This window comes from Blastococcus sp. CT_GayMR19 (genome assembly GCF_004570385.1).
Classification (GTDB): domain Bacteria; phylum Actinomycetota; class Actinomycetes; order Mycobacteriales; family Geodermatophilaceae; genus Blastococcus_B.
In genome coordinates this window covers 22,945-44,826 of sequence record NZ_SPQL01000003.1, presented here as the reverse complement: position 1 = coordinate 44,826, position 21,882 = coordinate 22,945, and the positions used below count along the sequence as shown (strand labels likewise).

Here is a 21,882-nt window from a genome sequence, read left to right as displayed (position 1 = left end):
GGGTCAGACCCTCGCTTCCGCGTGGCGCCCGAAGATCCCCGACGGCCGGGCCACGAGGACGACGATGAGGAGGAAGAAGGCGACGGCGTCGCGCAGGCCGGTGCTGATGTACCCGGCGGTGAGGTTCTCGAGCACGCCCAGCAGAAGGCCGCCCAGGACGGCGCCGCGGACGGAGACGAGGCCGCCCAGCGTGGCCGCGACGAAGCCCTTCAGCCCCAGGGTCAGGCCGGACTCCCAGCCGGTGAAGTAGATCGGGCTCGCCAGCACACCGCCGATGGCGCCGACACAGCCGGCGATGAGGAAACTCAGCAGCGAGGCGCGGCTGAGCGAGATGCCCACCAGGCGCGCCGCGACCGGCTGCTCGGCGCAGGCGCGCAGCGACTTGCCCGCGAGCGTCTTCTCGTAGAACCAGTAGACGGCGAGGGCGACCACGCCGGCGACGGCGAGGATCAGCAGCTCCTGGTACCGGATGCTGACCCCGGCCAGGTCGAAGGCGCCGGGGAAGAGCGGCTCCAGCCCCTTCGCGTCCGGGCCGTAGATCAGCAGCATGAGCGCCTTGAGGCCGGTGGAGACGCCCAGCGTCAGGATCAGGGACACCAGCGTCGTCATGCCCCGGACCGGGAAGATCACCAGCCGCTCCATGACCACCGCGACGATCGCGACCGTCGAGACGGCCAGGACCGCCGCAGCGGGCAGCAGCATCCCGCCGCCGGCCGCGGAGATGGCCACCAGGCCGGCGAGCGCGGCGAACTCGCCCTGCGCCAGGTTGATGACGCCGCTGACCGTGAAGATCGCGACGAAGCCGATCGCGATGAGTGCGTAGACCGCACCCTGGCTGAGCCCTGCGAACAGGAGTTGGAGCAGGTCGGTCACGACGGGGTCAGCCGCCGGTGCCCTGGTCCGGCAGCAGCTTCCACGCCCCGTTCTCGACGGTCACGAGCACGAGCGCCTCCTTGGTGAGCCCGGAGTGGTCGTCCGGGCTCATGGTGAAGGTGCCGCTGATGCCGACGACGTCCTCGAGGCCCTCGAGGTGGTCGCGCACGGCCTGCTTGTCGGTGCCGACCTCGCGCAGCGCGTCGATGGCGAGCTGCCAGCCGTCGTAGGCGTGGCCGGCGAACGTGGACGGCCCCTGGTCGTACTCGGCGGTGTAGGCCTCGACGAACTCGTTGATGACGTCGGCCTGCGGGTCGTCCTCCGGCAGCTGGTCGGCGACGACCAGGCGGCCCAGCGGCGCCACGAGCCCCTCGGCGGAGTCCCCCGCGGTGTCGAGGAAGACCTGGTTGCCGATGCCGTGGCTCTGCATGACCGGCGCCGCGATGCCCAGCTGGACGTAGGCCTGCTGCGCGAGCCCGGCCGCGGGCGGGATGCCCCAGATGACGTTGATGTCGGCGGCGGCGTTGCGCAGGTTCACCATCTGGGCGGTGAAGTCCGTGGCGTCGGGAGCGAACTTCTCGGCCGCCACGACCGAGATGCCCTCGGCGGCGCCGATCTCGTCGAACATCTCCTGGACGCCCTCGCCGAAGCCGGAGGCGTCCCGCGCCAGGCCGATCGTGGTGTGCCCCTGGTCGGCCATGTAGTCGATCATCCGCTCGATGACGACGCGGTCGTTCTGGGCGGTCTTGAAGACCCACTCCGAGCCGTCGACGATCGCCTGATTGGCGGCCAGCGAGATCATCGGGATCTGGTTGGACTCGGCGACCGGCCGCATCGCCAGGCTGGGCCCGGTGCGGCTCGCGCCCAGGACGAGATCGACCTCGTCCTCGTTGACCAACTTGTTGATCGCCTTGGCGGCGCCGTCCTCGGTGGACTGGTTGTCCTCGATGATCAGCTCGACCTCGCGGCCGTCGATGCCGCCCTCCTCCTGCAGCTGCGAGGCGAGCAGTTCCAGGGCCTGGCGCTCGGGCACGCCGAGCGAGGCGCCGGCGCCGGTGATGTCCAGGACGGCGCCGATCTTGATGGGGCCTGACTCGTCCGCCGCGCCTCCACCACCACCGCCGCCTCCCGACTCGGACTCGGCGCAGGCCGCCAGGCCGAGCGTGAGCGCCGCGAGCAGCGCTGCCGCGCGGGCCGGTGCGGTCCTTCTCATCAGGTCCCCTAGGAATGGCTCGCTCGATATGCGAGCAAATGGTTGCGAATTTGCTGAAGGCTAACGGCGCTGTGATGCCGACCACAAGAAGTCCCGGACACGATCGGGCCACGGACGGCCAGGCGCACGGCGGCTCCCCGTGGGAGCTGCACACGCAGGTGGCGGGCTCGTCCGCCCGGGCTGATCACCGGCGCCACGCCCGGGCCCGAACGTACTGACAGGTGGGCCGGCCGGTCGTAGCGTCGCCCCGGGGTGATCTCCATGGCGACGGAGTCGGAGGGCCGACCCGCGGGAGAACCGGGGAGTCCCGGACGACCGGGACCGCTCGCGATGTGCGTCGTACTCCTCGTCCTGGCCGCCTGTGGCGGGACGGACGCCGACGCCGGTGCGGACGGCGAGCAGCCGGAACCGATCACCCTCTACACCTGCCTCAGCGACGAGAGCATCCAGCCGGTTCTCGCGGCGTTCGAGGAGAGCGAGGGCGGGGCTCCGGTCGACCTCTTCCGTGCCCCCACCGGCGAGCTCAACGCCCGCGTGGCCGCCGACGTCCGGTCGGGTGGGCTGCAGGCCGACGTCTTCTGGGGCTGCGACCCGCTCACCGTGCAGGCCCTCGTGGCTTCCGACCTCGTCGGTGGCTGGACGCCGCCCGAGGCCGACGCGATCCCCGAGGAGTTCCGCACCCTCGACTCCGTCGGCGGCCATGTCCTCTACCTGGTGGCTGTCCACAGCACCGACGTCCCGGCGCCGCAGGAGTGGTCCGACCTCGCCGCGTCCGGTGCCGTGGCCGTGCCCGACCCGTCCGTGGCCGTGCCCGACCCGTCCGTGGCCGCGTCCGCCCTGGGCGCGCTCGGCTGGTTCGCCTCCTCCCCCGACTACGGCGTGGACTTCTACCGCGACCTGGAGAGCGCGGGCGCCGTCCAGGTGAGCACGCCCGACGACGTCACCACCGGCGTGGCCCAGGGCGTCTACGACGCGGGCATGACGACAGCTCAGTCCGCCTACGCGGCCAAGGAAGCGGGCTCCCCCGTGGACGTCGCGTGGCCGGAGCCGGGCGCGGTGGCGGTCCACGGGCCGGTCGCGCTCGCCGCGGACAGCGCCGACTCGGCGACGGCGAAGGCCTTTTTCTCCTTCGTCCTCAGCGAGGAGGGGCAGACCGTGCTCGGCGAGTCCGGTTCGTACCCCACGCGGCCGGGCGTCCCCGGCCCGACCGTTCCGGACGGCGCTCCCACCGTCTCCCCCGACTGGGCCGCGATCGGCCAGGACCGGGACGCGATCCTGAGTGAGTACCAGCAGGTCTTCGGCGGCTGACCGATGCCTCCTGGCACCGCACCGATCGGGGGCAGAGCGGGCGCCACCGTCGCGATGGGCGTCCTTCTCGCGGCGCTGGTCGTCTTTCCGGTGCTGCGCCTCGGCGCCGTCGTGTGGACGGAGGGCGCCGACGTCGCCGGGATCCTCGGCTCCCCCGGTGTCCTGACGGCCGTCCGGAACACCGTCGTCCTCGCGGCGGCCGTCACCGTCGCGGCCCTGCCGATCGGCGTCGGCACGGCGCTGGTGCTGCGGCGGCCCGACCTCCCCGGGCGGGCCTTCTGGCAGATCGCGGTTCTCCTGCCGGTGCTGGTCCCCGACTTCGTCCTGGGCTACAGCTGGACGCAGGCGTATGCCCGGGCCGGCTTCACCGACGCAGTGCTCGGGCTGCACTGGGCCGGCCTGCTCGGCCCGGCCGGGGTGTGGCTCGTACTGGTCGTCAACGCCGCGCCGCTCGTCTACCTGGTCGTCGCCGTGGGCCTCGCCGCCCGTGCCGAGCCGGACCTCGAGCGCGCCGCCCGGGCGTCCGGTGCCGGCAGCGCGACGGCGCTGCTCACCGTCACGCTCCGCCTGGCGCTGCCGGCGGTGGCGGCCGCCGGCGTGCTCGTCTTCGTGCTGACGCTGGGCACCTTCGCCATCCCGCAGGTCCTCGGTGCACCGGCCGGCTTCGACACGGTGACCACGCGGATCTACGCCGACCTGTCCCTCGGGGGCGACCCGGCCCTGTTCCTGGAGGCCGTGACGCTCGCGCTGCTGCTCGTCCTCGTCGCGGCGGCCTGCGTGGCACCCGCCGACGCACTGCTCGGTCCGCGGCTCCGGTCGACGCGGCCGGCGGACGCGCAGGGGACAGCCGCGGCTCCGGGACGGCGGGACGTGCGCCGGGCGCAGGCTCTCGGGCTGGCCGGCTACCTCGCCCTCACCCTGGCCCTGCCGCTGGCGGCCCTCCTCCTGTCGTCGGTCACCCGCGCGCTGGGCGTGCCCCCGACGCCGGGCAACTGGGGCCTGGACCACTTCCGCTCGGTGCTCACGCCGCGCACCGGCGAGGCGCTGGGCCGGAGCGTCGGCCTGGCCGTGGTCACCGCGACGCTGCTCGTCGTGCTCGGCGGACTGGTCGCGGTTCTCGAACGCCGGCGGGGTGGGCGGACGACGGCCACCCTGGTCACGCTCACGCTGGTGCTGCCCGGCACGACGCTCGCGGTCGCGCTGCTGATCGCCTACGGCCGGTGGCTGTCCGGGACGCTGATCCTGATCCTCCTGGCGTACCTGGCCAAGCTCTGGGCCTTCGCCCACCGGTCGATCGCCGGCGCGCTCGACCGGCTGCCCCCCGACGAGCTCCGCGCCGCCCGGGCCGGTGGGGCCGGCCCGATCACCGCCGTCCGGACGGTGGCGCTGCGGCCGCTCGCGCCGGCGCTGCTGGGGGCCTGGCTGGTCTGTTTCCTCACCGCCCTGCACGAGGTCACGATGTCGAGCCTGCTGTACGGGGCGGGGAGCGAGACGCTGGCGGTGGTCGTGCTGAACAGCCAGGAGCTCGGCCGGATCGGCCCCACGGCCGCTCTCTCCGTCGTCCTGTTCCTGCTCGTCGCGGTGCCCGCTCTCATCCTTTGGTGGGTCATCGGCCGGCTCGCGCCGCGACGGGCCGCCGGGCTGCCGGGCGGGGCCACTCGTGCCGCCTGACCCCGCACTGGAGGTCGTCGATCTCGAGGTGGCCTACGACGGGACGCCGGCGCTGCGCGGCGTCAGCCTGACCGTCGCTCCGGGCGAGGTGCTGGCGCTGCTCGGCCCCTCCGGTTCGGGCAAGTCGACGCTGCTGCACGCGGTGGCCGGTTTCCTGGTGCCGAGCGCGGGTTCGGTCCGGCTCGGCGGGACCGAGGTGACCGGAGGCCGGCGGATCGTTCCGCCGGAGCGCCGGGACGTCGGCGTGGTCTTCCAGAACTACGCCCTGTGGCCGCACCTGTCGGCGCTGGACACCGTGGCGTACCCGGCCCGACGCCGGGGCGCCGGGCGGACGCAGGCGCGCAGCGAGGCGCGCGCGATCCTGGAGCGGCTGCGGATCGCCTCCCTCGCCGACCGGCGGCCCGCCGAGCTGTCGGGCGGGGAGCAGCAGCGCGTCGGCCTGGCCCGGGCGCTGGCGCGGCGGCCGTCGCTCTACCTGTTCGACGAGCCGACCGCGCACCTCGACACCCACGTGCGCGGTGTCTTCCTGGACGAGCTCTGGGCCCGCCGGCGCGACAGCGGGGCGGCCGCCGTCTACGCCACGCACGACGCGGAGGAGGCGCTGGGCCTGGCCGACCGGGTCGCACTGCTCTCCGAGGGACGGCTGCTGCAGGTCGGCACCCCGCAGCAGGTCTACGCCGAGCCGGTGGACCTGTTCGCCGCGCGGCTCACCGGTCCGGCGTCGGTGATCGACGCGCCGGACGGCGGAGGGCCGGTGCTGGTGCGGCCCGGCTGGGCCTGCCTCGGCGGGCCGCTGGAGGCCGAGGTACGCGCGGTCTGGTTCCGCGGCCCGCACTCGGACTACCTGGCCGAGACACCCCTCGGCCAGCTGCTCGTCCGCGAGCCCGGTCCCCCACGTCACCCCGTGGGCGCCCGGGTCGGCTGGACCCTCCTGCAGAGCTGGCCCCTGGGCGCTTCTTCCACATGAGCGTCAACGCTGCACGGCACCGCATGCCCCTTAACGCGGCCCAAGGGACACCTGGGGCCCCAGGAACGTTGTGCGCAGAGGAGCAGTTTGAGGCAGGAAACTGCTGATCTGCGCACATTGTCGGGCTGCGGCAAACGGCGAGCTGTCCCACGTGAGCCGGTTGCCGGAGCACGTCCGGGGGCGAACGTCCCCGCGGAAGCGTCGTCAAGCCGCACACCTTGACGCTTCCGCGGAAGCGTCTCAGCGGTCGGACCTTGTCCCTGAGTGGGCCGCTTTAGGACAGAAGGCGGCTGTGAAGACACCGGCGGTCAGCGATAGTCCTCCGCTTCGACCATCTCGATGATCCGTGCCGCGGGTGCGCCGATCTTCGCCGGGGCCTTGTCCGGCGACGGCCACACCTCGTCCCGCAGCACGGTCAAGAACCGCTCGGCCTCCGCCATGGTGGAGAAATCGATGTCCAAGCTCACCCTGCACTCGTCACCCGCGGCCTGGAAGATGCGGTGGCGGCGCGCCCCGTGGCGCCCGCGGCCGCCGGCGTCCTTGCCGAAGGCTGTCCGCCACAGGTGGTAGTCCTGCACCTCGAGATCGATCCGCAAGGTCGCCATTGGTTCCACTCCTTTGAGTGCTCGACAGGTGTAGTGAATACGTTGCTACTGTAGCGACGTGGGATCGCCCGTCAAGAGCCGTCGGTACGTCTCACCCCGCCGCCAAGCGCAGGCGGCGGAGACGCGGCGAGTGATCGTCGACGCCGCTCGTCGGCTCTTCGAGGACGGCGGCTATGCCGCCACCGCAGTGCCGTCCATCGCCGCGGCCGCCGGAGTCGCGGTCAAGACGGTGTATCTGGCGTTCGAGACCAAAGCCGGGCTGCTACGGGCCGTGTGGGAGGCCCGCCTCGGCGGAGAGGAAGAAGCGACTCCCGTCCTGCAACGCCGGTGGATGCGCGAGCTCACGGACGAGGTCGACCCAGTGGAGAAACTGCGGCTGCTCGCCGCGCAGTCCCGCCGGGTGAAGACGGCCACCGGCCCGCTGCTGGAAGTCATCCGCACCGCCGCGGCCACCGACCCCGAGATCGCCACGCTCTGGGAGGACATCCAAGCCAAGCTGCTCCGGGTCCAGCGGGCGGTCGTCGACCAGCTCGTCGCCCTCGACGCGCTGCGGCCATCACTGGAGGCGGGGGAGGCAGCCGACCTGCTGTGGACCCTCAATCACCCGAGCGTCTGGCATCTCATCGTCCGGGAACGACGGTGGTCGCCTGCACGGTATGAGCAGTGGCTCTTCGAATCCTTCCGCCTGCAGCTGCTCGGCCCCGCGCATCTCGGATGACGGCCACGCCCCGAGACGGGTGCCCCGGACCACGTTCGGACCCAGGCAGCCCGTGTCTTCAGCGCTCTTCCGCGTGTCTCACAGTGGGCCGGCATGGACCTTGGATGGGGCAGCGGTCCGCCCGCCACCAGCGCCGGGCGCCCGCTGCGACGAGCGGTGGTGGCGTACGTGCCTCGTTGGGACCGAGCGGGGAGAGGCGAGATTGGGCGAGGCGGTGGCCCTCAAAGCCCTGAGGGCCTGGCCAGTCTCCGAGGTAGCCCACAGTGGGCCGCTCAACACCAGCAGCGGGCTCGGCGTGAGCGGCCTCGCCGGCACGTGACGTCGGCCGACGCCGCACGCCCGCTCGTCAGGCAGAGACGCGCGGGCCCTCGTCCTCGATCTGGGCGGCGCGCAACTTGGCGATCACACGCTTGATCTCACCGACAGTTGCGGCCTCGTCGTGACCGAAAGCCAGCAGATACGCCTGCAAGGCATGCCGGGCCATGTCCAGCTCGGAGTCCGTCAGATGGATCGCGTACATGCCACAAATGCTAGGGCCCGGTCAGCACGATCGAGGGTCTTCGGTCCCTGGGACCATCGAAGAACTTCCTGCTCAACGTCGTGGCCCCACCACGAGCGCCGTCGTCGGCGTCGATCAGGCGCATCCCGGCAGTCGCCCTCAGCGGTCGCCAGGAGACACATGGCCGCTGACGCCGGGGCGCCAGTCTGGCTCAGGCCGAGGCGAGATCCCGGACAAGTAGCGCCCATCGTCGCCGCTGGTGCGCTTCCGTCACCCCGGGATCATCTGGGACCGCCCCGGAGCCGCCAGTGGCCGGCCGCGCGATTCACCCGGCCGGAACCGCTCAGCCGGCCGGCTCGGAGATGTTCACCATCCAGGCGACCCCGAACGGATCGACGCACATCCCGAATTCGTCGCCCCACATCTGCTTCTCGAGCGGCATGGTGACGGATCCGCCCTCGGCGAGCTTGGTGAAGTAGCCGCGCAGCTCGTCGGCTGAGGCGAGAGGTCACGGGCGGTCCTCCGGTCGTCGGGTTCGGACCGCGCCAACGTAGCGAGGGCGAGCGCCGAGCAGGAACGTGCTGGTCGTGCCCCCGCCCGCGACCTGGCTAGCCTCGCGGCCATGGACTTCTCGTGGGACGACTCGCGGCGTGCCTTCACCGACGCCGCGCAGTGGTTCGTCCGCACCACCGCCCTCGTCGGGAACCGGTGGAACCTGCCCGGCCTGGGCGAGTGGGACGTGCGCGCCCTGGTCGGCCACACGAGCCGTTCCCTGCTCACGGTCACGACGTACCTCGCCAGTCCGGCCGCCACCGTCGAGGTCGCCACCGCCGCCGACTACTTCCGCGCCGTCCGCGCGGCCGCCGCCGACCCCGCGGTCGCGGCGCGCGGCCGCGACGCCGGGGACGCCCTCGGTGCCGACGCCCACTCCGCGGTCGCCGAGATCGCCGCGCGCGTGATCACGCTCCTCGACACCCAGGACGGCACCGAGCTCGTGACGACGATCGCCGGTGGCATGCGGCTCGCGGACTACCTGCCGACCCGCACGTTCGAGCTGGCCGTCCACACCGCGGACCTCGCCGCCGCGCTGGACCTGCCGATGGACGTCCCCGCAACGGCCGCGGCGCAGGCCCTCCAGCTGATCGCCGAGCTCGCCGTCGCCGACGGCCTCGCCGGGCCGCTCCTGCTCGCCGCCACCGGCCGGCCGGGTCTGCCGCCGGGCTTCACGGTGCTCTGACGCTAGCGGCACCCGGATCAGCCGAGCAGGGCAGGCACGACCGACCGCGCCGACCGGTCGTTGACGATGGCCAGGTGCCGCTCGGTGAAGTGGCGCAGCCTCGACACCTGCGCCTCGGTCAGCCGGTCGCAGATCCACTCCCAGTGCATCGACACCCAGTCCCCCGGCGCGACCGTGCCCACCATGCCGACGCCGTCCACCGACCGCACGACGGTCTCGGTCGCGACGGGTCCCAGCTGCAGGAGGTCGCCGTCCCACGTCAACGGCCGGCCCTCGACGACCGCCTGATCCCCCTCCACCGCCAGCACCCGGCCCCAACGGATGCGGCACCGGTCCAGCACGGTCAGCGCGTGCGGCGCCTTCCGCCCGTCGGTGAGCAGGCCGGTGTAGGGATAGATGCAGAAGACGGCGAAGCTGTGGTGCGGCACTCCCCCGGCGAGCACCCCCTCCGTCAGCGTGGAGAAGCGCGCCCCGGTCATGAACCGGAACCGGTCCTCCATCGAGTCCCCGACGGCGTGCGTGCCCACCTCGTCCAGGCGCGGGCTGCCGATCCAGTAGGCCTCCACGACCCGGCGGTCCAGCGGATCGGTCAAACCCGTGGCCCCCGCGATCAGCTGGAGGTACGGCCACGCCCCGGCGAACTGCTGGGCCATCGCCCGAAGCCCGCCGTCGTCCCGCCCGGCGACGCCGTACTCGAACAGTCCGCCGGAGTCGGCCGGACCGCAGAACCCGTGGGAGTTGGGCGGAAAGGCGTAGCGCGCGAACAGGACCGGCCCGGGGACGACGGGGAATCCGGCCTCACCCACGGCCGCCCTCCCCCGCAGCGTCGTCGCGGGAGCGGCCCATCAGCTCCAGCCCGGCCATGGCCTCCTCGGCCCCGACGGGGTCGGTGAGCTCGACCGCGAAGCCCATGTGGATCAGCACCCACTGGCCCGGCGCCGGCGCCTCGTCGAGCAGGCCGATGTTGACCTTCCGCGCGGCTCCCTCCACCTCGACCAGCGCCAGCTGGTCGCCGCAACCGGGCACCATCCCGACCACTCGTCCCGGGATCCCGAGGCACATCTCAGGCCACCTCCCGCGCCCGCAGTCCGTCCGTCACGAGGCGCTGCACCGCGCGCACCGCCTCGTCGACGGCGGCCGCGACGGGCGGCGTGAGCCCCATCCCCTCACCGGTCTCCGCGACCCGGCACCCCACCAGCAGGGTGCGTGGCGGGAGCCGGCCGCCCAGCGCGGCCAGGTTCGCCAGCACGGTGGCCGGGTCCATGCCGTGCGCGTCGACCCCGGCAGCGCCCCCCGGACCGCCCGCGCCGACGTCGTCCGCACCGATCTCCAGGACCACCACGGTGCCGGCGTCGCCGGTGCCGGGGAGGGCGTCGACGAGGATCAGCGCGTCCCAGGGGTCGAGCAGGTCGTAGGCCAGGTGCATGCCGCGGATCCCGTAGTCGACCACCCGGACGCCGTCGGGCCACGGCAGCGCAGCGAGCCGTCGCGCGACCTCCGACCCGAACCCGTCGTCGGTCCGGAAGACGTTCCCGATGCCGGCGACCAGGACCCGGCACTCCCCGGCCGTCTCCACGTCTACGTCCTCCGCCCGCCCCGCCTCACAAACCCGTCCCCCAGGTTGTCGGCCTCCTCGGGCCCGCCCTTCTCGTGCTTGTCCCGGCTGACGGATTCGCCTCGGGTCGTGCCTGCGTAGTGGGCCGGCCCGACCGACGCCTCGCCCTCGTCGCCGCTCGGCGTCCGCCCGGCCGGTTGCTCGTCGGCCGGCGAGGCCACCGCACCGCGGGCGGTGTCGGCCGGCTCGGGCTCCTTCCGCTCACTGCTCTCGGCCGGTCCGGTGGCGCCGCCCACGTTGGCCCCGTCGCGGCGGACCTTGTCCTCCCCGTCGACCTCCTGGGCTCCCTGACGACCCTCGTACGGCGGTACTTCCTTGCCCTCGAAGTCGGTGGGCCCCGGCTCACCGGGTGACATCGTCATGACGTTCCCCTTCCCGGCCGTCAGCCGGCCTGGTCGCCGGTCGGCAGGTCCGGCGCGCCGGGCTGCTGTGCGCCCTGCGCGTCGACCGTGGTGTCGCTGTCCGGGTCGGATGTCCCGGCCGGCCGGTCCACCGGGCCCCCGCCCGGCTCGGCCGAGCCGGTGTCCCGCGATCCGGGTGCTCCCCGCTCGGACTGCGGTTCCTCCTGCAGATGGGTGGCGGGTTCGGTGCCGTCGTCGTCGTTCACGTCGTCGATCACGTCGTCGCCTCCTACATCCGGCGCATCGCCAGGTAGCGCTTCACGTCCGGGACCGAGCGGACGCCGACGACGACGGCTCCCGCCAGGCCCGCCGCGACCAGCAGCGTGGTCAGCACTCCGACCATCCTCACGACGGTCTCTCCTCTCGTTGATCGGCTTCCGGGCTGTCCGGAGCCGCCCGGACGAGCGGTTCGAGCTCGTCGGGCGCGAAGTAGAGGTAGCGGCCGTACCAGTCGTGCAGCTCCGCCGCCGGATCATCGACAAGGGTCACGGCCACGTGCGTCTCGCCGTCGAGGTCGACGTGCACGCCGATGACGGTGGCCTCCTGGCCGGCCAGGAACATGTCCTGGGCGTCCGCGCGGCGGGACGGTCGCAGCCGGACCGGGCTCCCCCGGCCCACCCGGGTGCCGGCCACCAGCACGGAATCGGTCTCCGGCGACACCGTGGCCGCGGCCTCGGCGGCCCACCAGTCGTCGCCGGTCAGGACCGGGCCGTCCGACGCGGCGTGCGGCTCGCGCAGGATCCCGTGCAGTCGCTGCAGCTCGGCGGGCGACATCTGCTCGCAGCGGTCGATGATCGCCGCCGCCCTCGCATCCGTCGCCCGGGCCTGAGCCTTCTCGTCGTCGGTCAGCGTCATGACCCGCAGCGTCAGGATCTCGTCGATCTCGGTGGAGTCGAACATCGCGGCGACGCTCTCGGGGGCCACCGCGGGGTGGTCGTACAGGATGATCGGCGACGCGAGCACCACGTCCGAGGCCTGCCCGTCCGGACCGCCGTCACCGGCCAGGACCGGCCAGCACCGGCGCTGGCGACAGCGGGAGGCAGCGGCCCGGGCCTCCTCCGGCGGGTCGATCACGGAGACGAACCGAGCGTGCTCGGCGGCCAGCAGCAGGTGCGCGCCGATCAGCGAGGACCGCAGGGCGGCGTCCCGGTCCGCAGCGGCAGCGGCGGTGTTGGTGACCGCGAGCCGCAGGCGCAGCAGGTCGCCGTCCTCCTCGGCCCCCACCGCCGCGGCCGCCCGCAGCGGCCATCGGCGGCGCAGCAGCCGCCCGCCGGGCACGGGCTCGACGTCCTCGCCGCCGTCGACCGCCACGGTCAGCGCGACGCCCCGTCGCAGGGCGTCGACCCCGAAGGTGCCCAGCTCGTGCTCGACCTCGACGGCCTCGTCCCAGCTGGTCCAGTGCTCGTTCCCGGACCACAGCTTCTCGACCGTCCGGTGGCTGCCGTCGGCCGACCGGCGCTGGGCCAGCCGGCGCTGCAGCTGGAGGAACCGCAGGTGCACGGTGACCGTCGCGGCAGTGTCCTCCCATCGGGCGCCGGCGTCCGGCCGCAGCAGGCACTCGGCGGCCAGACCGGCCTCCTCCCCCAGCGAGGCCTCCGCCGCCCCCGGCGGACCGAGGACGCCGAACTGCCAGCGCACCTGGTTCTTGGCCGCGGTGGACCGGTAGGGATAGAGCAGGTACCCCTCGTAGAGGACGGCGTCGGCGGCGAGGCGAGCCAGGTCGAGGGTCATGACGGCTCTCCCACCGAGACCTGCCCGAGCAGCAAGGTGACGGCGTCGTCCCAGCTGGTCAGCCCGCGGACGTGCCGGTAGTGGGCGAGCGCCTCGACGGTGTCCCGCCGCATCCGCAGCCATTCGCTGCGCGGGAAGTGCGCCTCCATCAGGTCGCGCCAGACGGCGGCCGGCATCCGGTACCGGGCCTCGAGGTCCCACGGCACCTGGGTGACGGAGAAACCGGCGGTGCCGCGGCAGAACACCGTGCCGCTGAAGAGGAACAGGAGCGGGATCTCACCGTCGCGCAGCGCGTGCAGATAGGTGGTCCCCGAGACGTCGAAGTCGTACGTGCACGGGAGCACGAGGTCGATCTCGCATGCCCCGGTGAACCCCTGCGCGACGGTCGAGGCGTGCAGCCACGGGAACGGCCGCAAGGTCTGCGCGAAGCGGGTCCGGTCGCCGAACAGGTCGAGCAGCGCCCTGACCTCGGGATCGTCGTAGCGCCGCCGCTGCGGCTCGATGCGGACCTGGGCGCGCAGCGCCAGGGCGTGCACCTGCTCGCCGGTCGTCTCCTCGATGCGCAGCCGGGCGAGCAGGTTCGGGACGACGGCATACGGCTCGGGGCGAATGTCGACGACGGTGAACGTCAGCTCCGGCATCACCGCACCGGCTTCCCGCGCGCGGCCAGGTCGGCGAAGAAGGCGTCGAGCAGGGCCCGCGCCTCCTGCCCGCCGTCGAACCCGCGCCACGCCGTCCGGAGCAGGCCGACGAGCTCGTAGCAGCGGTCGATGGGCACCAGGTGGGCGGCCGGCTCGGTCCTCGACCGGTCCGGCATCCGGACGATCAGTGCCTCGACGTCGGGCACGAGCGAGCCGAGCACCGGGTTGGCGCCGACGATCCGGTCCCAGGCGCCCAGCGGGAGCTCCGACTCGGTGGCCCCCGCGGGGCCCGGGTAGAAGGCCACGGTCCGGGACTGCACCGAGTTGGAGAAGAAGAACGCCAGCCCGACGGGGATCTGCAACTCGTCCCAGGCGCCGGCGTGGAGGGCGAAGTCCGGCAACGACAGGTAGCGGTCGGGGACGGCGCGGTAGCGCAGCTCCGCCCCCTCGGCCGTGAACAGCAGGTAGCAGGGCCGGCAGGTGCACAGCAGGCCCCGGCCGACGACGTCGACCACGTGCGGGTGCGCCCCGCCGATCGGCTCGGCGCACATCTCGCAGCGCTCCTCGGCGCTCGGCACGGGCCGGTTCGCCCGAATCCGCGCGAGCACGGAGAGCGGAGACGACGACGCGGTCATGCGCTCACCGCCGCCCCGGGCAGGGCCACCGTGACGACGCCCTCGCGAACCAGCAGCGGCAGCGGCTCGAGGTGGTCGTCGGGATCGTCGAGCCCGCGGCCGGCGCGCCGGACGTCGTAGTGGGCGCGGCAGCCCGGGCAGCGCAGGACCGCGTCCGCGGCGCTGCCGCCGAGCCGCCGCTCGACGGCGCCGGCCGCGATCCCGCCGCCGCACCGCGGGCAGCGGTCCCGGTAGGCATAGAAGTCGGGACCCACCCGCACGACGGCGACGGGCATCCCGGCGACCGCGAAGCCGGCGGCCTGCCCGGCCGGCAGGGCGTCCGCCCCGTCGACCGCGGTCCAACCGCCACCCGCCGGAACCCGCGCGCCGGAGTCCAGCCGCGACCGCAGGGCCGACACCGGGATCACCGCCGCGGTCGCCCGGGGGGTTGCCTCCTCGACCTCGATGCCGAGGATCTCCGGCGCGGCGGCCTGGATCGCCGTCTCCACCGCCAAGGTCAACGTGACCGAGGACGACGGGCACCCGTCGCAGCTGCCCAGCATCCGCAGGCGCACGACACCGTCCTCGGTCACGCCGACCAGCTCGACGTCCCCTCCGTGCGAGCCCAGGTAGGGCCGCACGCCGTCGAGCGCGCGCGCAACCCGCGTCCCGACGTCGTAGGGGTGCAGGCCGTGCACGACCAGCAGGCTGGAGACGAGCTCGTCGGCGGCGAGCCGGTCGAGCAGCTCGTCGTCCAGCCGGCCGGACTCGTGCGCGATCTCCAGCAGCCGTTCCAGCCCCGACCCGTAGAGGTCGACGACGAGCCGGACCAGCTCCTCGGCTCGCTCGCGGGCGACCCGCCCGCCGGTGGACGCCGCCTCCAGCAGGGCCTCGATCCGCTCCCCCGTGACCCGGAGGTCGGGTTCCCCCGGGTCCGGCGCCGCGCCCGCCTCCGGGACCGTGCCCGCCGACGTCATGCCGGCGCCGTCACTCGCCGGTGACCGACTGCGTGGGCGAGTGGGTCATCTCCAAGGTCTTCCCGTTGCCGAGATACATGTGCACGCCGCACGGCAGGCAGGGGTCGAAGCTGCGGACGGTCCGCATGATGTCGATGCCCTTGAAGTGCTCCCGGTCGTTCTCCTCGAAGAGCGGCTGGCCTTGGACGGCGTCCTCGTAGGGGCCCGGGGTGCCGTAGGAGTCGCGGGGGTTGGCGTTCCACGGGGTCGGCGGATACGGGTGGTAGTTCGCGATCTTCCCGTCCCGGATGACCATGTGGTGGCTGAGCACGCCCCGCACGGCCTCGGTGAAGCCGCAGCCGATGCCCTCGTCAGGAACCTCGAAGGACTCCCAGGTCTTGGTCCGCCCGGCCCGGATCTCGACCAGCGCCTTCTCCGCGAAGTGCAGCGCGCACGCGGCCGCGTAGGCCTGGAAGTAGGTCCGCGCCCGGTTCCGCTCGATCGTGTTGCTCCACTGGGGGACCTTCCACTCCAGGGTGACAGGGCCCTTGAGCGCCGTCTTCGGCAGGTTGATCTGCACGCTGTGCCCGGTGGCCTTGACGTAGCCGATGTCGACCAGGTTGGCCAGCGCCGTCGACCAGAGCCGGGCCAGCGGGCCGCCGCCGGTGTCCAGCGCCAGGTAGTCCTTGCCGTCGTACCAGCGCGGGCTCATCACCCAGCTGTACTTGTCGTCGAGGTCGCGCTTCTGCGGCCGCGGGTTGGTGTGCTGGTTCCACGGGTGCCGGACGTCGACCGGATTGCCGAGCGGGTCCCGCTCGACGAAGACCTCCTGGCCGAGCCAGTCCTCGTAGTAGGAGCTGCCCAGCAGGATCCGGATCCCGAGGTTGATCTGCACGAGGTCGGTCGTCACGAGTGTGCCGTCGACGACGATGCCCGGGGTCACGTACATCTTGCGACCCCACTCGGTCATGTCCTTGTACTCGAAGTTGCAGTACTCCGGGTCCTGGAAGGAGCCCCAGCAGCCGAGCAGGATCCGCCGGTTGCCGACCATCTCGTAGCCGGGCAACGCCTGGTAGAAGAAGTCGAACAGGTCGTCGTGCATCGGCACGACCTTCTTCATGAACTCGACGTAGCGCATGAGCCGGGTCATGTAGTCGGTCATCAGCTGGATGGTCGCGACCGTGCCGACGCCACCCGGGTACAGCGTGGACGGGTGGACGTGCCGCCCCTCCATGAGGCAGAACATCTCCCGCGTCCAGCGGCTGACCTGCAGCGCCTCGCGGTAGAACTCGCCGGTGAACGGGTTCAGCGACCGCATGATGTCGCCGATGGTCCGGTACCCGTGCTGGTCGGCGTGCGGGGCGTCGGTCCGGTTGGCCTGCTCGAGCACGCGGGGATTGGTCTCGGCGACCATCTTCTCGCAGTAGTCCACCCCGACCAGGTTCTCCTGGAAGATGTTGTGGTCGAACATGTACTCGGCCGCCTCGCCGAGATTGACGATCCACTCCCCCAGGTGCGGCGGCTTCACGCCGTAGGCCATGTTCTGGCAATAGCAGGAGCACGTGGCGTGGTTGTCGCCGCAGATGCCGCAGATGCGGCTGGTGATGAAGTGCGCGTCGCGCGGGTCCTTGCCCTTCATGAAGATCGAGTAGCCACGGAAGATCGACGACGTGCTGTGGCACTCGACGACCTCGCGGGCCTCGAAGTCGATCTTGGTGTAGATGCCCAGGCTGCCCACGATCCGGGTGATCGGGTCCCAGGCCATCTCGACGAGGTTCGCGCCGGGAGTCCTACCGGTCGTACGGGGTTCGGTCAGAGTCATCGTCGTCACCAGGTCCGCTTCGCACCGGTCACGAGCTCGCGGCCCGGCCTGCGCCACTTGGGTTCCTTGTCGACGGTCCGCGTCGTGATGGTGCGCAGTCGCCGGATCGCCGCGCCGTACGGGCCGACGGCCGCCGTCGAGAGCTTTCCGCCGGGCGGCTCGTCCATGAACGGCATGAACTTGTCGGGGAAGCCGGGCATGGTGCAGCCGATGCAGATCCCGCCCACGTTCGGGCAGCCGCCCACGCCGTTGATCCAGCCCCGCTTGGGCACGTTGCACTTCACGACCGGGCCCCAGCAGCCCAGCTTGACGATGCACTTGGGCGAGCCGTACTCGGTCGCGAAGTCGCCCTGCTCGTAGTAGCCGGCGCGGTCACAGCCCTCGTGCACGGTGCGGCCGAACAGCCAGGTGGGCCGCAGCGCCTCGTCGAGCGGGATCATCGGCGCCTGGCCGGTGGCCATGTAGAGCAGATAGGTCAGGGTCTCCGACAGGTTGTCCGGCTGGATCGGGCAGCCCGGCACGCAGACGATCGGGATGCCGGCCTTGGACTTCCAGTCCCAGCCGAGGTAGTCCGGGACGCCCATCGCCCCGGTGGGGTTGCCGGCCATCGCGTGGATGCCGCCGTACGTGGCGCACGTGCCGACGGCCACGACGGCCGTCGCCTTCGGCGTCAGCCGGTCGAGCCACTCGCTGGTGGTCATCGGCTGCCCGGTGGCCGGGTTGTTGCCGAAGCCGCACCAGTAACCCTCGTCCTTGATCTTCTCGTTGGGGATGGACCCCTCGACGACCAGCACGAACGGCTCGAGCTCCCCGCGGTCGGCCTTGAAGAACCACTCCAGGAAGTCGTCCGCGCCGCCGTTCGGGCCGCACTCGAAGTCGATCAGCGGCCAGTGGACGGCGACTTTCGGCAGCCCCGGCAGGGCACCGAGCGCGATCTCCTCGATGCTGGGCTGGGTGGCCCCGGTGAGGGCCACGGAGTCGCCGTCGCAGCTGAGACCGGCGTTGATCCACAGCACGTGGATCAGGACCTGTTCGGCGGCGAGTTCGGCCTCTCGGGTGGGCGCGTATGGCATGACGCCAGGCTTCCCGGGGTGTCTGCTCGGCCCTGCCGGGGGCAGAACCCCTGACTTCCGCTGGACCGGATCTGGGTCCACGTGCGCGGCCTGACCTGTGATTACGCTCCTCCTCGACCGGCTGTCAAGGGAGAGCCGGGCGGTCAGCGCCGGACAGGGTCGCAGGTCAGCAGCCAGTCACACCACGCCGCCATGCCCTCGCCGGTGGTCACCGACAACGGCAGCACACGGACGCCGGGCCGCACCGCCCGGCAGTGCGCGACGAGCCGCGGCAGCTGCACGTCGACGTAGGGCAGCAGGTCGACCTTGTTGATCAGGACGAGGTCGGCGACCGAGAACATCTGCGGGTACTTGAGCGGCTTGTCCTCGCCCTCGGTCACCGACACGACGACGATCCGGGCGGCCTCGCCGAGGTCGAAGAGCGCCGGACAGACCAGGTTGCCGACGTTCTCGACGAAGACCAGCGAACCGTCCGGCGGCCGCAGCTCCGCCAGTCCGCGGGCCAGCATGTCCGCATCGAGGTGGCAGCCCGCGCCGGTGTTGATCTGGACGACGGGTGCGCCGGTGCTCCGGATCCGCTCGGCGTCGATCCGGGTCTCCTGATCCCCCTCGATGACCGAGACCGGGCGGCTCGGCGTCAGCTCGGCGATCGTCCGGGCAAGGAGGGACGTCTTGCCGGAACCCGGTGAGCTCATCAGGTTGAGCGCGACGATGCCCCGCTCGGCCAGCCAGGCGCGGTTGTGCCCGGCCAGGTGGTCGTTCTTGGCGAGCAGGGCCGTCTCGATGTCCACGACTCCGGTCAGCGGCTCGTGCCGATGCCCGTGCCCGGCCGGCTCCTCCTGATCGGGGCCACGGCTTCGATCAGGGCCACCGCTTCGATCAGGGCCGAAGGCGAGCAGCTCCACCCGGACGTCCGCCTCCCCGCAGCCACAGGTTCCGCACACGTCCCGCTCCCTCAGCCCGCCGGTTCGGCCATCACGACGGACGCGACGCCGAGTTCGCGTCCGGCCAGCACCTCGACGTCCGCACTGCCGCAGCGGCACAGCAGGACGGGATCGGGCAGCGCGAAGTTCCTCCCGCAGGAGCGGCAGCGCGCCCGCCCCTCCGGCTGCTCGATCTCGAGCTCCGCCCCCTCCAGCGGCGTCCCCGCCGTGACGAGCTCGAAGCAGAACCGCATGGCGTCCGGGACGACGCCGGCGAGGCGGCCGACCCGCACCCGCACGACCGCCACCGGTGCGCTGCCGGTGCGCTCGGTGACGGCGTCCACCACGCCCTGGGTGATCGCGAGCTCGTGCATCGCCCCTGCCCTTCCGGGGCCGAAACGCCCGGGGCCGAGACGCCCGGGGCCGAAACGCTACGCCCGAAAACGCTACGCCCGACCCCGGGCGGTACCCATCCCCCGCTGCGCCGCCGTCTCCTCAGGCGATCCGGCGCAGCCGGTTGATCGTCAGCCCTTTCTCGTCGAGCAGGTCGCCCATGATGCTCGCGAAGCGGGTGAGGTGCGGGGTCGCCAGGTGGGCGTCGAGATGCCCGGCCGACTCCCAGTTCTCGTAGAAGAAGAAGGTGCCGGGCTGCTCGACGGACTCGTGCAGGTCGTAGTTGACGTAGCCCGCCTCCTGGCTGGTGGGCTCGACCAGCGCCTCGAGCTCCCGGCGCAGCTCGTCCTCCCTGCCGGGAGCTGCGCGCATGTAGGCGATGACGGTCAGCAGGTCGCGGCGGTCGTCGGTGGGTGTGGGCATCGGATGGTCCCTTCGCGAATGGGTCGGCGGAACGGCGTTCGGTGCGGCGGTGGAGTGACCGTCAGCCGGCCCGGTCGACCGCCATCTCGCCCAGCTCCGACCAGTCGTCCTGCGGAACGGTGAAGTTGACGATCTTCGGCGTCTCGACGAGGTGGGCCGGCAGCTCCTTCTGAGCGGTGTAGAAGTGCTCGGACGTCACGTGTGCCCGCGCGGCGTCGTCGTCCCGGAATGCCTCGACGAGGACGTACTCGGTCGGGTCCGTGAGACTCCGGGACCACTCGAACCACAGGCACCCGGGCTCGGCGCGGGTGGCCTCGCTGAAGCTGCGGCTGATCTCGGGCCACGCCTCGGCGTCGTCGGGGCGGATCCGCCACTTGGCGGCGATGAAGATCATCTGCGTACCTCTCAGGGAACGAGGATGGCCCGGCCGCGGACCCGGCCGGCGTCGAGGTCGTCGAGGGCGGACTGGAAGTCGTCCAGGGAGTACTTCGCCGTGTGCAGCGTGACCTTCTGCCGCGCGGCCAGGGCCATGAGCTCGACCAGGTCGTTGTAGGAGCCGACCAGGTTGCCCACGATGTTGATCTCGGTCGAGATGAGGTCGATCGTCGGCACGACGATGTCCTCGCCGTAGCCGACGATGTGGTAGTCGCCGGCCCGCCGGGTCATCCGGATGCCCTCGGCCGTCGACCCGCCCTCGCCGACGAAGTCGATGACCTGCTCGGCGCCGTTCCCCCCGGTGAGCTCGAGGACCTCCTCGACCTGACCGCCGTCGGCGACGACGCCGTGGTGCGCCCCGATGGACACCGCGAGCTTCACGGCGTCCGGGTTCCGGTCGACGACGACGATCTCCGCCGGGGACAGCGCCGCCATCACCTGGATGCCGATGTGCCCGAGCCCGCCGGCGCCGATCAGCACGCACCGGTCCCCCGCCCGGAGCCTGCGGGCTGCCTTCGCGACGGCGTGGTACGCGGTCAGACCCGCGTCGGCGAGCGCCGCCACGTCCGCGGGCTCGAGCGTGTCGTCGATCCGCACCACGCTGCGCGCCGAGGTCTTGAGGTACTCGGCGTACCCGCCGTCGGTGCTGATGCCCGGAAAGGCGTTGTTCTCGCAGTGGACGTCGTCGCCGAAGCGGCAGGCCCGGCACAGCCCGCAGGTGATCAGTGGATGGAGGATGACCTTGTCGCCCTCGGCCACGTTCGTGACCGCGCTGCCGACGGCGTGCACCCAGCCCGCGTTCTCGTGCCCGATGGTGTACGGGAGCGTGACCCCCGACTTCTCGGCCCACTGCCCCTCGAGGATGTGCAGGTCGGTGCGGCAGACACCGGCGCCGCCGATCCGCACGATCACGTCGTGCGGGCCGGTGACCTCCGGCGCCGGCACGTCGTCCATCTGCAGGGGCTCGTGGTACCCGACCACGCGGACGGCCTTCATGACGTCGGTCCTTTCGACGGAACGAGGAGCGGGAGGAGGGGGCGTTCGTCGGCCCGCGGCACCTGGTCGGCCTCGGAACCGGGGTAGCGGGTCTGCAGGAGGCCGCGGCAGAAGTGCGCGTTGCCGTCGACCGAGATGCGGACCGACCGGGCGATGCGCAGCCGCATCACCGCGTCGGCCCGGTCCGGGCGGGTCCCGTCGTCGTGCACGAGCACCGGGGCGTCGGCGTCCACGCGCAGCCCGAGGGTGGCCCGGCGGCGCAGCAGCGCCTCCGTGCTCGGCGTCCCCGGCGGGAGATCGCCCAGGACCAGGTCGTGGACGTCGGCCTCGGTGCGCGACCGGTCCGACCGGAGCAGGCCGGTGATCGCGCGCTCCATGGCGGCGGTGTGCGCCTTGCGCTGGAAGGTCGCCCGGAGCTCGTCGAGCGAGTCCTCCGCCTCGTGCCCGAAGGTGCCGCGGTAGCCCGCCGAGGCCGCCAGGCCGCGATTGATGAGGTCGGAGTCGTGGTGGTCGTCGAGCTCGACGACCACCCGGGCCACCCCGGGGACGGCGGCCACGGCCTCGCGCGCATCCGACACCATGAGCCAGGCGAAGTTCGGCGCGCAGAACGACGTCGGCAGGCGCAGATGCACCTCGGCCGTGGCCCCGTCGACGGCGACCGAGCGGACGAACCCGAGATCGGTGATGGGCTCGTCCAGCTCGGGATCGACGACGGTGCCCAGTGCGGTACGGACCTCGGCGGCGAGGTCGGTCAGGACGGCGGCCATC

General features: G+C 72.4%; 27 protein-coding genes. 5 read left to right on the top strand and 22 right to left on the bottom strand.

The annotated features are described in order from the left end of the window. Positions 1 to 3 precede the first annotated feature (3 nt). A complete protein-coding gene (locus E4P39_RS05285) occupies positions 4 to 873 on the bottom strand; it encodes a branched-chain amino acid ABC transporter permease (RefSeq protein ID WP_135135357.1) in 870 nt (289 codons plus the stop codon). Positions 874 to 880: 7 nt separating this feature from the next. Then, positions 881 to 2,086: an ABC transporter substrate-binding protein gene (locus tag E4P39_RS05280; protein ID WP_135135356.1), complete on the bottom strand. Its 1,206-nt coding sequence runs from the start codon at positions 2,084 to 2,086 to the stop codon at positions 881 to 883. 330 nt (positions 2,087 to 2,416) lie between these two features. On the opposite strand from E4P39_RS05280, the gene E4P39_RS05275 reads away from it, so the two are divergent. The 3 genes from E4P39_RS05275 to E4P39_RS05265 are packed head-to-tail and all read left to right on the top strand — an operon-like array spanning position 2,417 to position 6,032. Continuing rightward, entirely contained in the window at positions 2,417 to 3,394 is a 978-nt protein-coding gene (locus tag E4P39_RS05275) for an extracellular solute-binding protein (protein ID WP_167761618.1), read from the top strand. A 54-nt stretch (positions 3,395 to 3,448) separates the two neighbouring features. After that, positions 3,449 to 5,065, top strand: coding sequence for an ABC transporter permease subunit (locus E4P39_RS05270; RefSeq protein ID WP_167761616.1), 1,617 nt, complete (start codon positions 3,449 to 3,451; stop codon positions 5,063 to 5,065). Continuing rightward, the gene (locus E4P39_RS05265) at positions 5,055 to 6,032 is read left to right on the top strand and encodes an ABC transporter ATP-binding protein (protein WP_135135353.1); all 978 of its coding nucleotides are present in this window, start codon (positions 5,055 to 5,057) and stop codon (positions 6,030 to 6,032) included. Before E4P39_RS05270 ends, E4P39_RS05265 begins: the two co-directional genes overlap by 11 nt. A gap of 308 nt (positions 6,033 to 6,340) precedes the next feature. Here E4P39_RS05265 and E4P39_RS05260 read toward each other — a convergent pair whose 3' ends face one another. Further along, the gene (locus E4P39_RS05260) at positions 6,341 to 6,637 is read right to left on the bottom strand and encodes a hypothetical protein (protein WP_135135352.1); all 297 of its coding nucleotides are present in this window, start codon (positions 6,635 to 6,637) and stop codon (positions 6,341 to 6,343) included. 130 nt (positions 6,638 to 6,767) lie between these two features. Between E4P39_RS05260 and E4P39_RS05255 the strand changes: the two genes are divergently transcribed. Then, entirely contained in the window at positions 6,768 to 7,355 is a 588-nt protein-coding gene (locus E4P39_RS05255; RefSeq protein ID WP_167761615.1) for a TetR/AcrR family transcriptional regulator, read from the top strand. A gap of 346 nt (positions 7,356 to 7,701) precedes the next feature. Here E4P39_RS05255 and E4P39_RS22175 read toward each other — a convergent pair whose 3' ends face one another. Together E4P39_RS22175 and E4P39_RS23310 are read right to left on the bottom strand one after the other, a co-directional pair. Next, entirely contained in the window at positions 7,702 to 7,875 is a 174-nt protein-coding gene (locus E4P39_RS22175; RefSeq protein ID WP_167761613.1) for a hypothetical protein, read from the bottom strand. Positions 7,876 to 8,197: 322 nt separating this feature from the next. Continuing rightward, entirely contained in the window at positions 8,198 to 8,341 is a 144-nt protein-coding gene (locus tag E4P39_RS23310) for a hypothetical protein (protein WP_348633809.1), read from the bottom strand. 135 nt (positions 8,342 to 8,476) lie between these two features. On the opposite strand from E4P39_RS23310, the gene E4P39_RS05240 reads away from it, so the two are divergent. After that, the gene (locus E4P39_RS05240) at positions 8,477 to 9,091 is read left to right on the top strand and encodes a maleylpyruvate isomerase N-terminal domain-containing protein (protein ID WP_135135349.1); all 615 of its coding nucleotides are present in this window, start codon (positions 8,477 to 8,479) and stop codon (positions 9,089 to 9,091) included. A 17-nt stretch (positions 9,092 to 9,108) separates the two neighbouring features. Here the strand turns inward: E4P39_RS05240 and E4P39_RS05235 are convergent, their stop codons facing one another. The 17 genes from E4P39_RS05235 to E4P39_RS05155 form a co-directional block, all read right to left on the bottom strand. After that, complete coding sequence (locus tag E4P39_RS05235; RefSeq protein WP_135135348.1) at positions 9,109 to 9,897, bottom strand: DUF6390 family protein; 789 nt, start codon at positions 9,895 to 9,897, stop codon at positions 9,109 to 9,111. Beyond that, a complete protein-coding gene (locus tag E4P39_RS05230) occupies positions 9,890 to 10,153 on the bottom strand; it encodes a HypC/HybG/HupF family hydrogenase formation chaperone (RefSeq protein WP_135135347.1) in 264 nt (87 codons plus the stop codon). Before E4P39_RS05230 ends, E4P39_RS05235 begins: the two co-directional genes overlap by 8 nt. A 1-nt stretch (position 10,154) precedes the next feature. After that, on the bottom strand, positions 10,155 to 10,667 hold the full coding sequence (locus E4P39_RS05225; RefSeq protein ID WP_135135346.1) for a hydrogenase maturation protease: 513 nt from the start codon (positions 10,665 to 10,667) through the stop codon (positions 10,155 to 10,157). Positions 10,668 to 10,669: 2 nt separating this feature from the next. After that, positions 10,670 to 11,068, bottom strand: a complete 399-nt coding sequence (locus E4P39_RS05220; RefSeq protein WP_135135345.1) for a hypothetical protein — start codon at positions 11,066 to 11,068, stop codon at positions 10,670 to 10,672. Between the two features lie 20 nt (positions 11,069 to 11,088). Continuing rightward, positions 11,089 to 11,325, bottom strand: a complete 237-nt coding sequence (locus tag E4P39_RS05215) for a hypothetical protein (RefSeq protein WP_135135344.1) — start codon at positions 11,323 to 11,325, stop codon at positions 11,089 to 11,091. Between the two features lie 127 nt (positions 11,326 to 11,452). After that, entirely contained in the window at positions 11,453 to 12,838 is a 1,386-nt protein-coding gene (locus tag E4P39_RS05210; protein ID WP_135135343.1) for a hypothetical protein, read from the bottom strand. Continuing rightward, positions 12,835 to 13,479 carry a DUF6084 family protein gene (locus tag E4P39_RS05205; RefSeq protein WP_135135342.1) on the bottom strand — a complete coding sequence of 215 codons (645 nt, stop codon included), beginning with the start codon at positions 13,477 to 13,479 and terminating at the stop codon, positions 12,835 to 12,837. Before E4P39_RS05205 ends, E4P39_RS05210 begins: the two co-directional genes overlap by 4 nt. After that, positions 13,479 to 14,114 (bottom strand): DUF5947 family protein, encoded by a 636-nt coding sequence (locus tag E4P39_RS05200; RefSeq protein ID WP_135135341.1) that lies wholly within the window; start codon positions 14,112 to 14,114, stop codon positions 13,479 to 13,481. Before E4P39_RS05200 ends, E4P39_RS05205 begins: the two co-directional genes overlap by 1 nt. Beyond that, positions 14,111 to 15,070, bottom strand: coding sequence for a NifU family protein (locus E4P39_RS05195; protein WP_135135340.1), 960 nt, complete (start codon positions 15,068 to 15,070; stop codon positions 14,111 to 14,113). The genes E4P39_RS05200 and E4P39_RS05195 overlap by 4 nt, the downstream gene beginning before the upstream one ends. Positions 15,071 to 15,080: 10 nt before the next feature. Continuing rightward, positions 15,081 to 16,871, bottom strand: coding sequence for a nickel-dependent hydrogenase large subunit (locus tag E4P39_RS05190; protein WP_135135339.1), 1,791 nt, complete (start codon positions 16,869 to 16,871; stop codon positions 15,081 to 15,083). Between the two features lie 5 nt (positions 16,872 to 16,876). Continuing rightward, the gene (locus tag E4P39_RS05185; protein WP_135135338.1) at positions 16,877 to 17,944 is read right to left on the bottom strand and encodes a hydrogenase expression protein HypE; all 1,068 of its coding nucleotides are present in this window, start codon (positions 17,942 to 17,944) and stop codon (positions 16,877 to 16,879) included. A 143-nt stretch (positions 17,945 to 18,087) separates the two neighbouring features. After that, positions 18,088 to 18,735 carry a hydrogenase nickel incorporation protein HypB gene (hypB, locus tag E4P39_RS05180; RefSeq protein WP_245159650.1) on the bottom strand — a complete coding sequence of 216 codons (648 nt, stop codon included), beginning with the start codon at positions 18,733 to 18,735 and terminating at the stop codon, positions 18,088 to 18,090. Positions 18,736 to 18,899: 164 nt separating this feature from the next. After that, positions 18,900 to 19,241 carry a hydrogenase maturation nickel metallochaperone HypA gene (locus E4P39_RS05175; RefSeq protein WP_135135336.1) on the bottom strand — a complete coding sequence of 114 codons (342 nt, stop codon included), beginning with the start codon at positions 19,239 to 19,241 and terminating at the stop codon, positions 18,900 to 18,902. A 121-nt stretch (positions 19,242 to 19,362) separates the two neighbouring features. After that, on the bottom strand, positions 19,363 to 19,683 hold the full coding sequence (locus tag E4P39_RS05170; RefSeq protein ID WP_135135335.1) for a putative quinol monooxygenase: 321 nt from the start codon (positions 19,681 to 19,683) through the stop codon (positions 19,363 to 19,365). 61 nt (positions 19,684 to 19,744) lie between these two features. Continuing rightward, positions 19,745 to 20,077 (bottom strand): putative quinol monooxygenase, encoded by a 333-nt coding sequence (locus E4P39_RS05165; RefSeq protein ID WP_135135334.1) that lies wholly within the window; start codon positions 20,075 to 20,077, stop codon positions 19,745 to 19,747. A gap of 11 nt (positions 20,078 to 20,088) precedes the next feature. After that, positions 20,089 to 21,114, bottom strand: coding sequence for an NAD(P)-dependent alcohol dehydrogenase (locus E4P39_RS05160; RefSeq protein ID WP_135135333.1), 1,026 nt, complete (start codon positions 21,112 to 21,114; stop codon positions 20,089 to 20,091). Then, positions 21,111 to 21,881: an iron-sulfur cluster assembly protein gene (locus E4P39_RS05155; protein WP_135135332.1), complete on the bottom strand. Its 771-nt coding sequence runs from the start codon at positions 21,879 to 21,881 to the stop codon at positions 21,111 to 21,113. Before E4P39_RS05155 ends, E4P39_RS05160 begins: the two co-directional genes overlap by 4 nt. Position 21,882 lies beyond the last annotated feature (1 nt).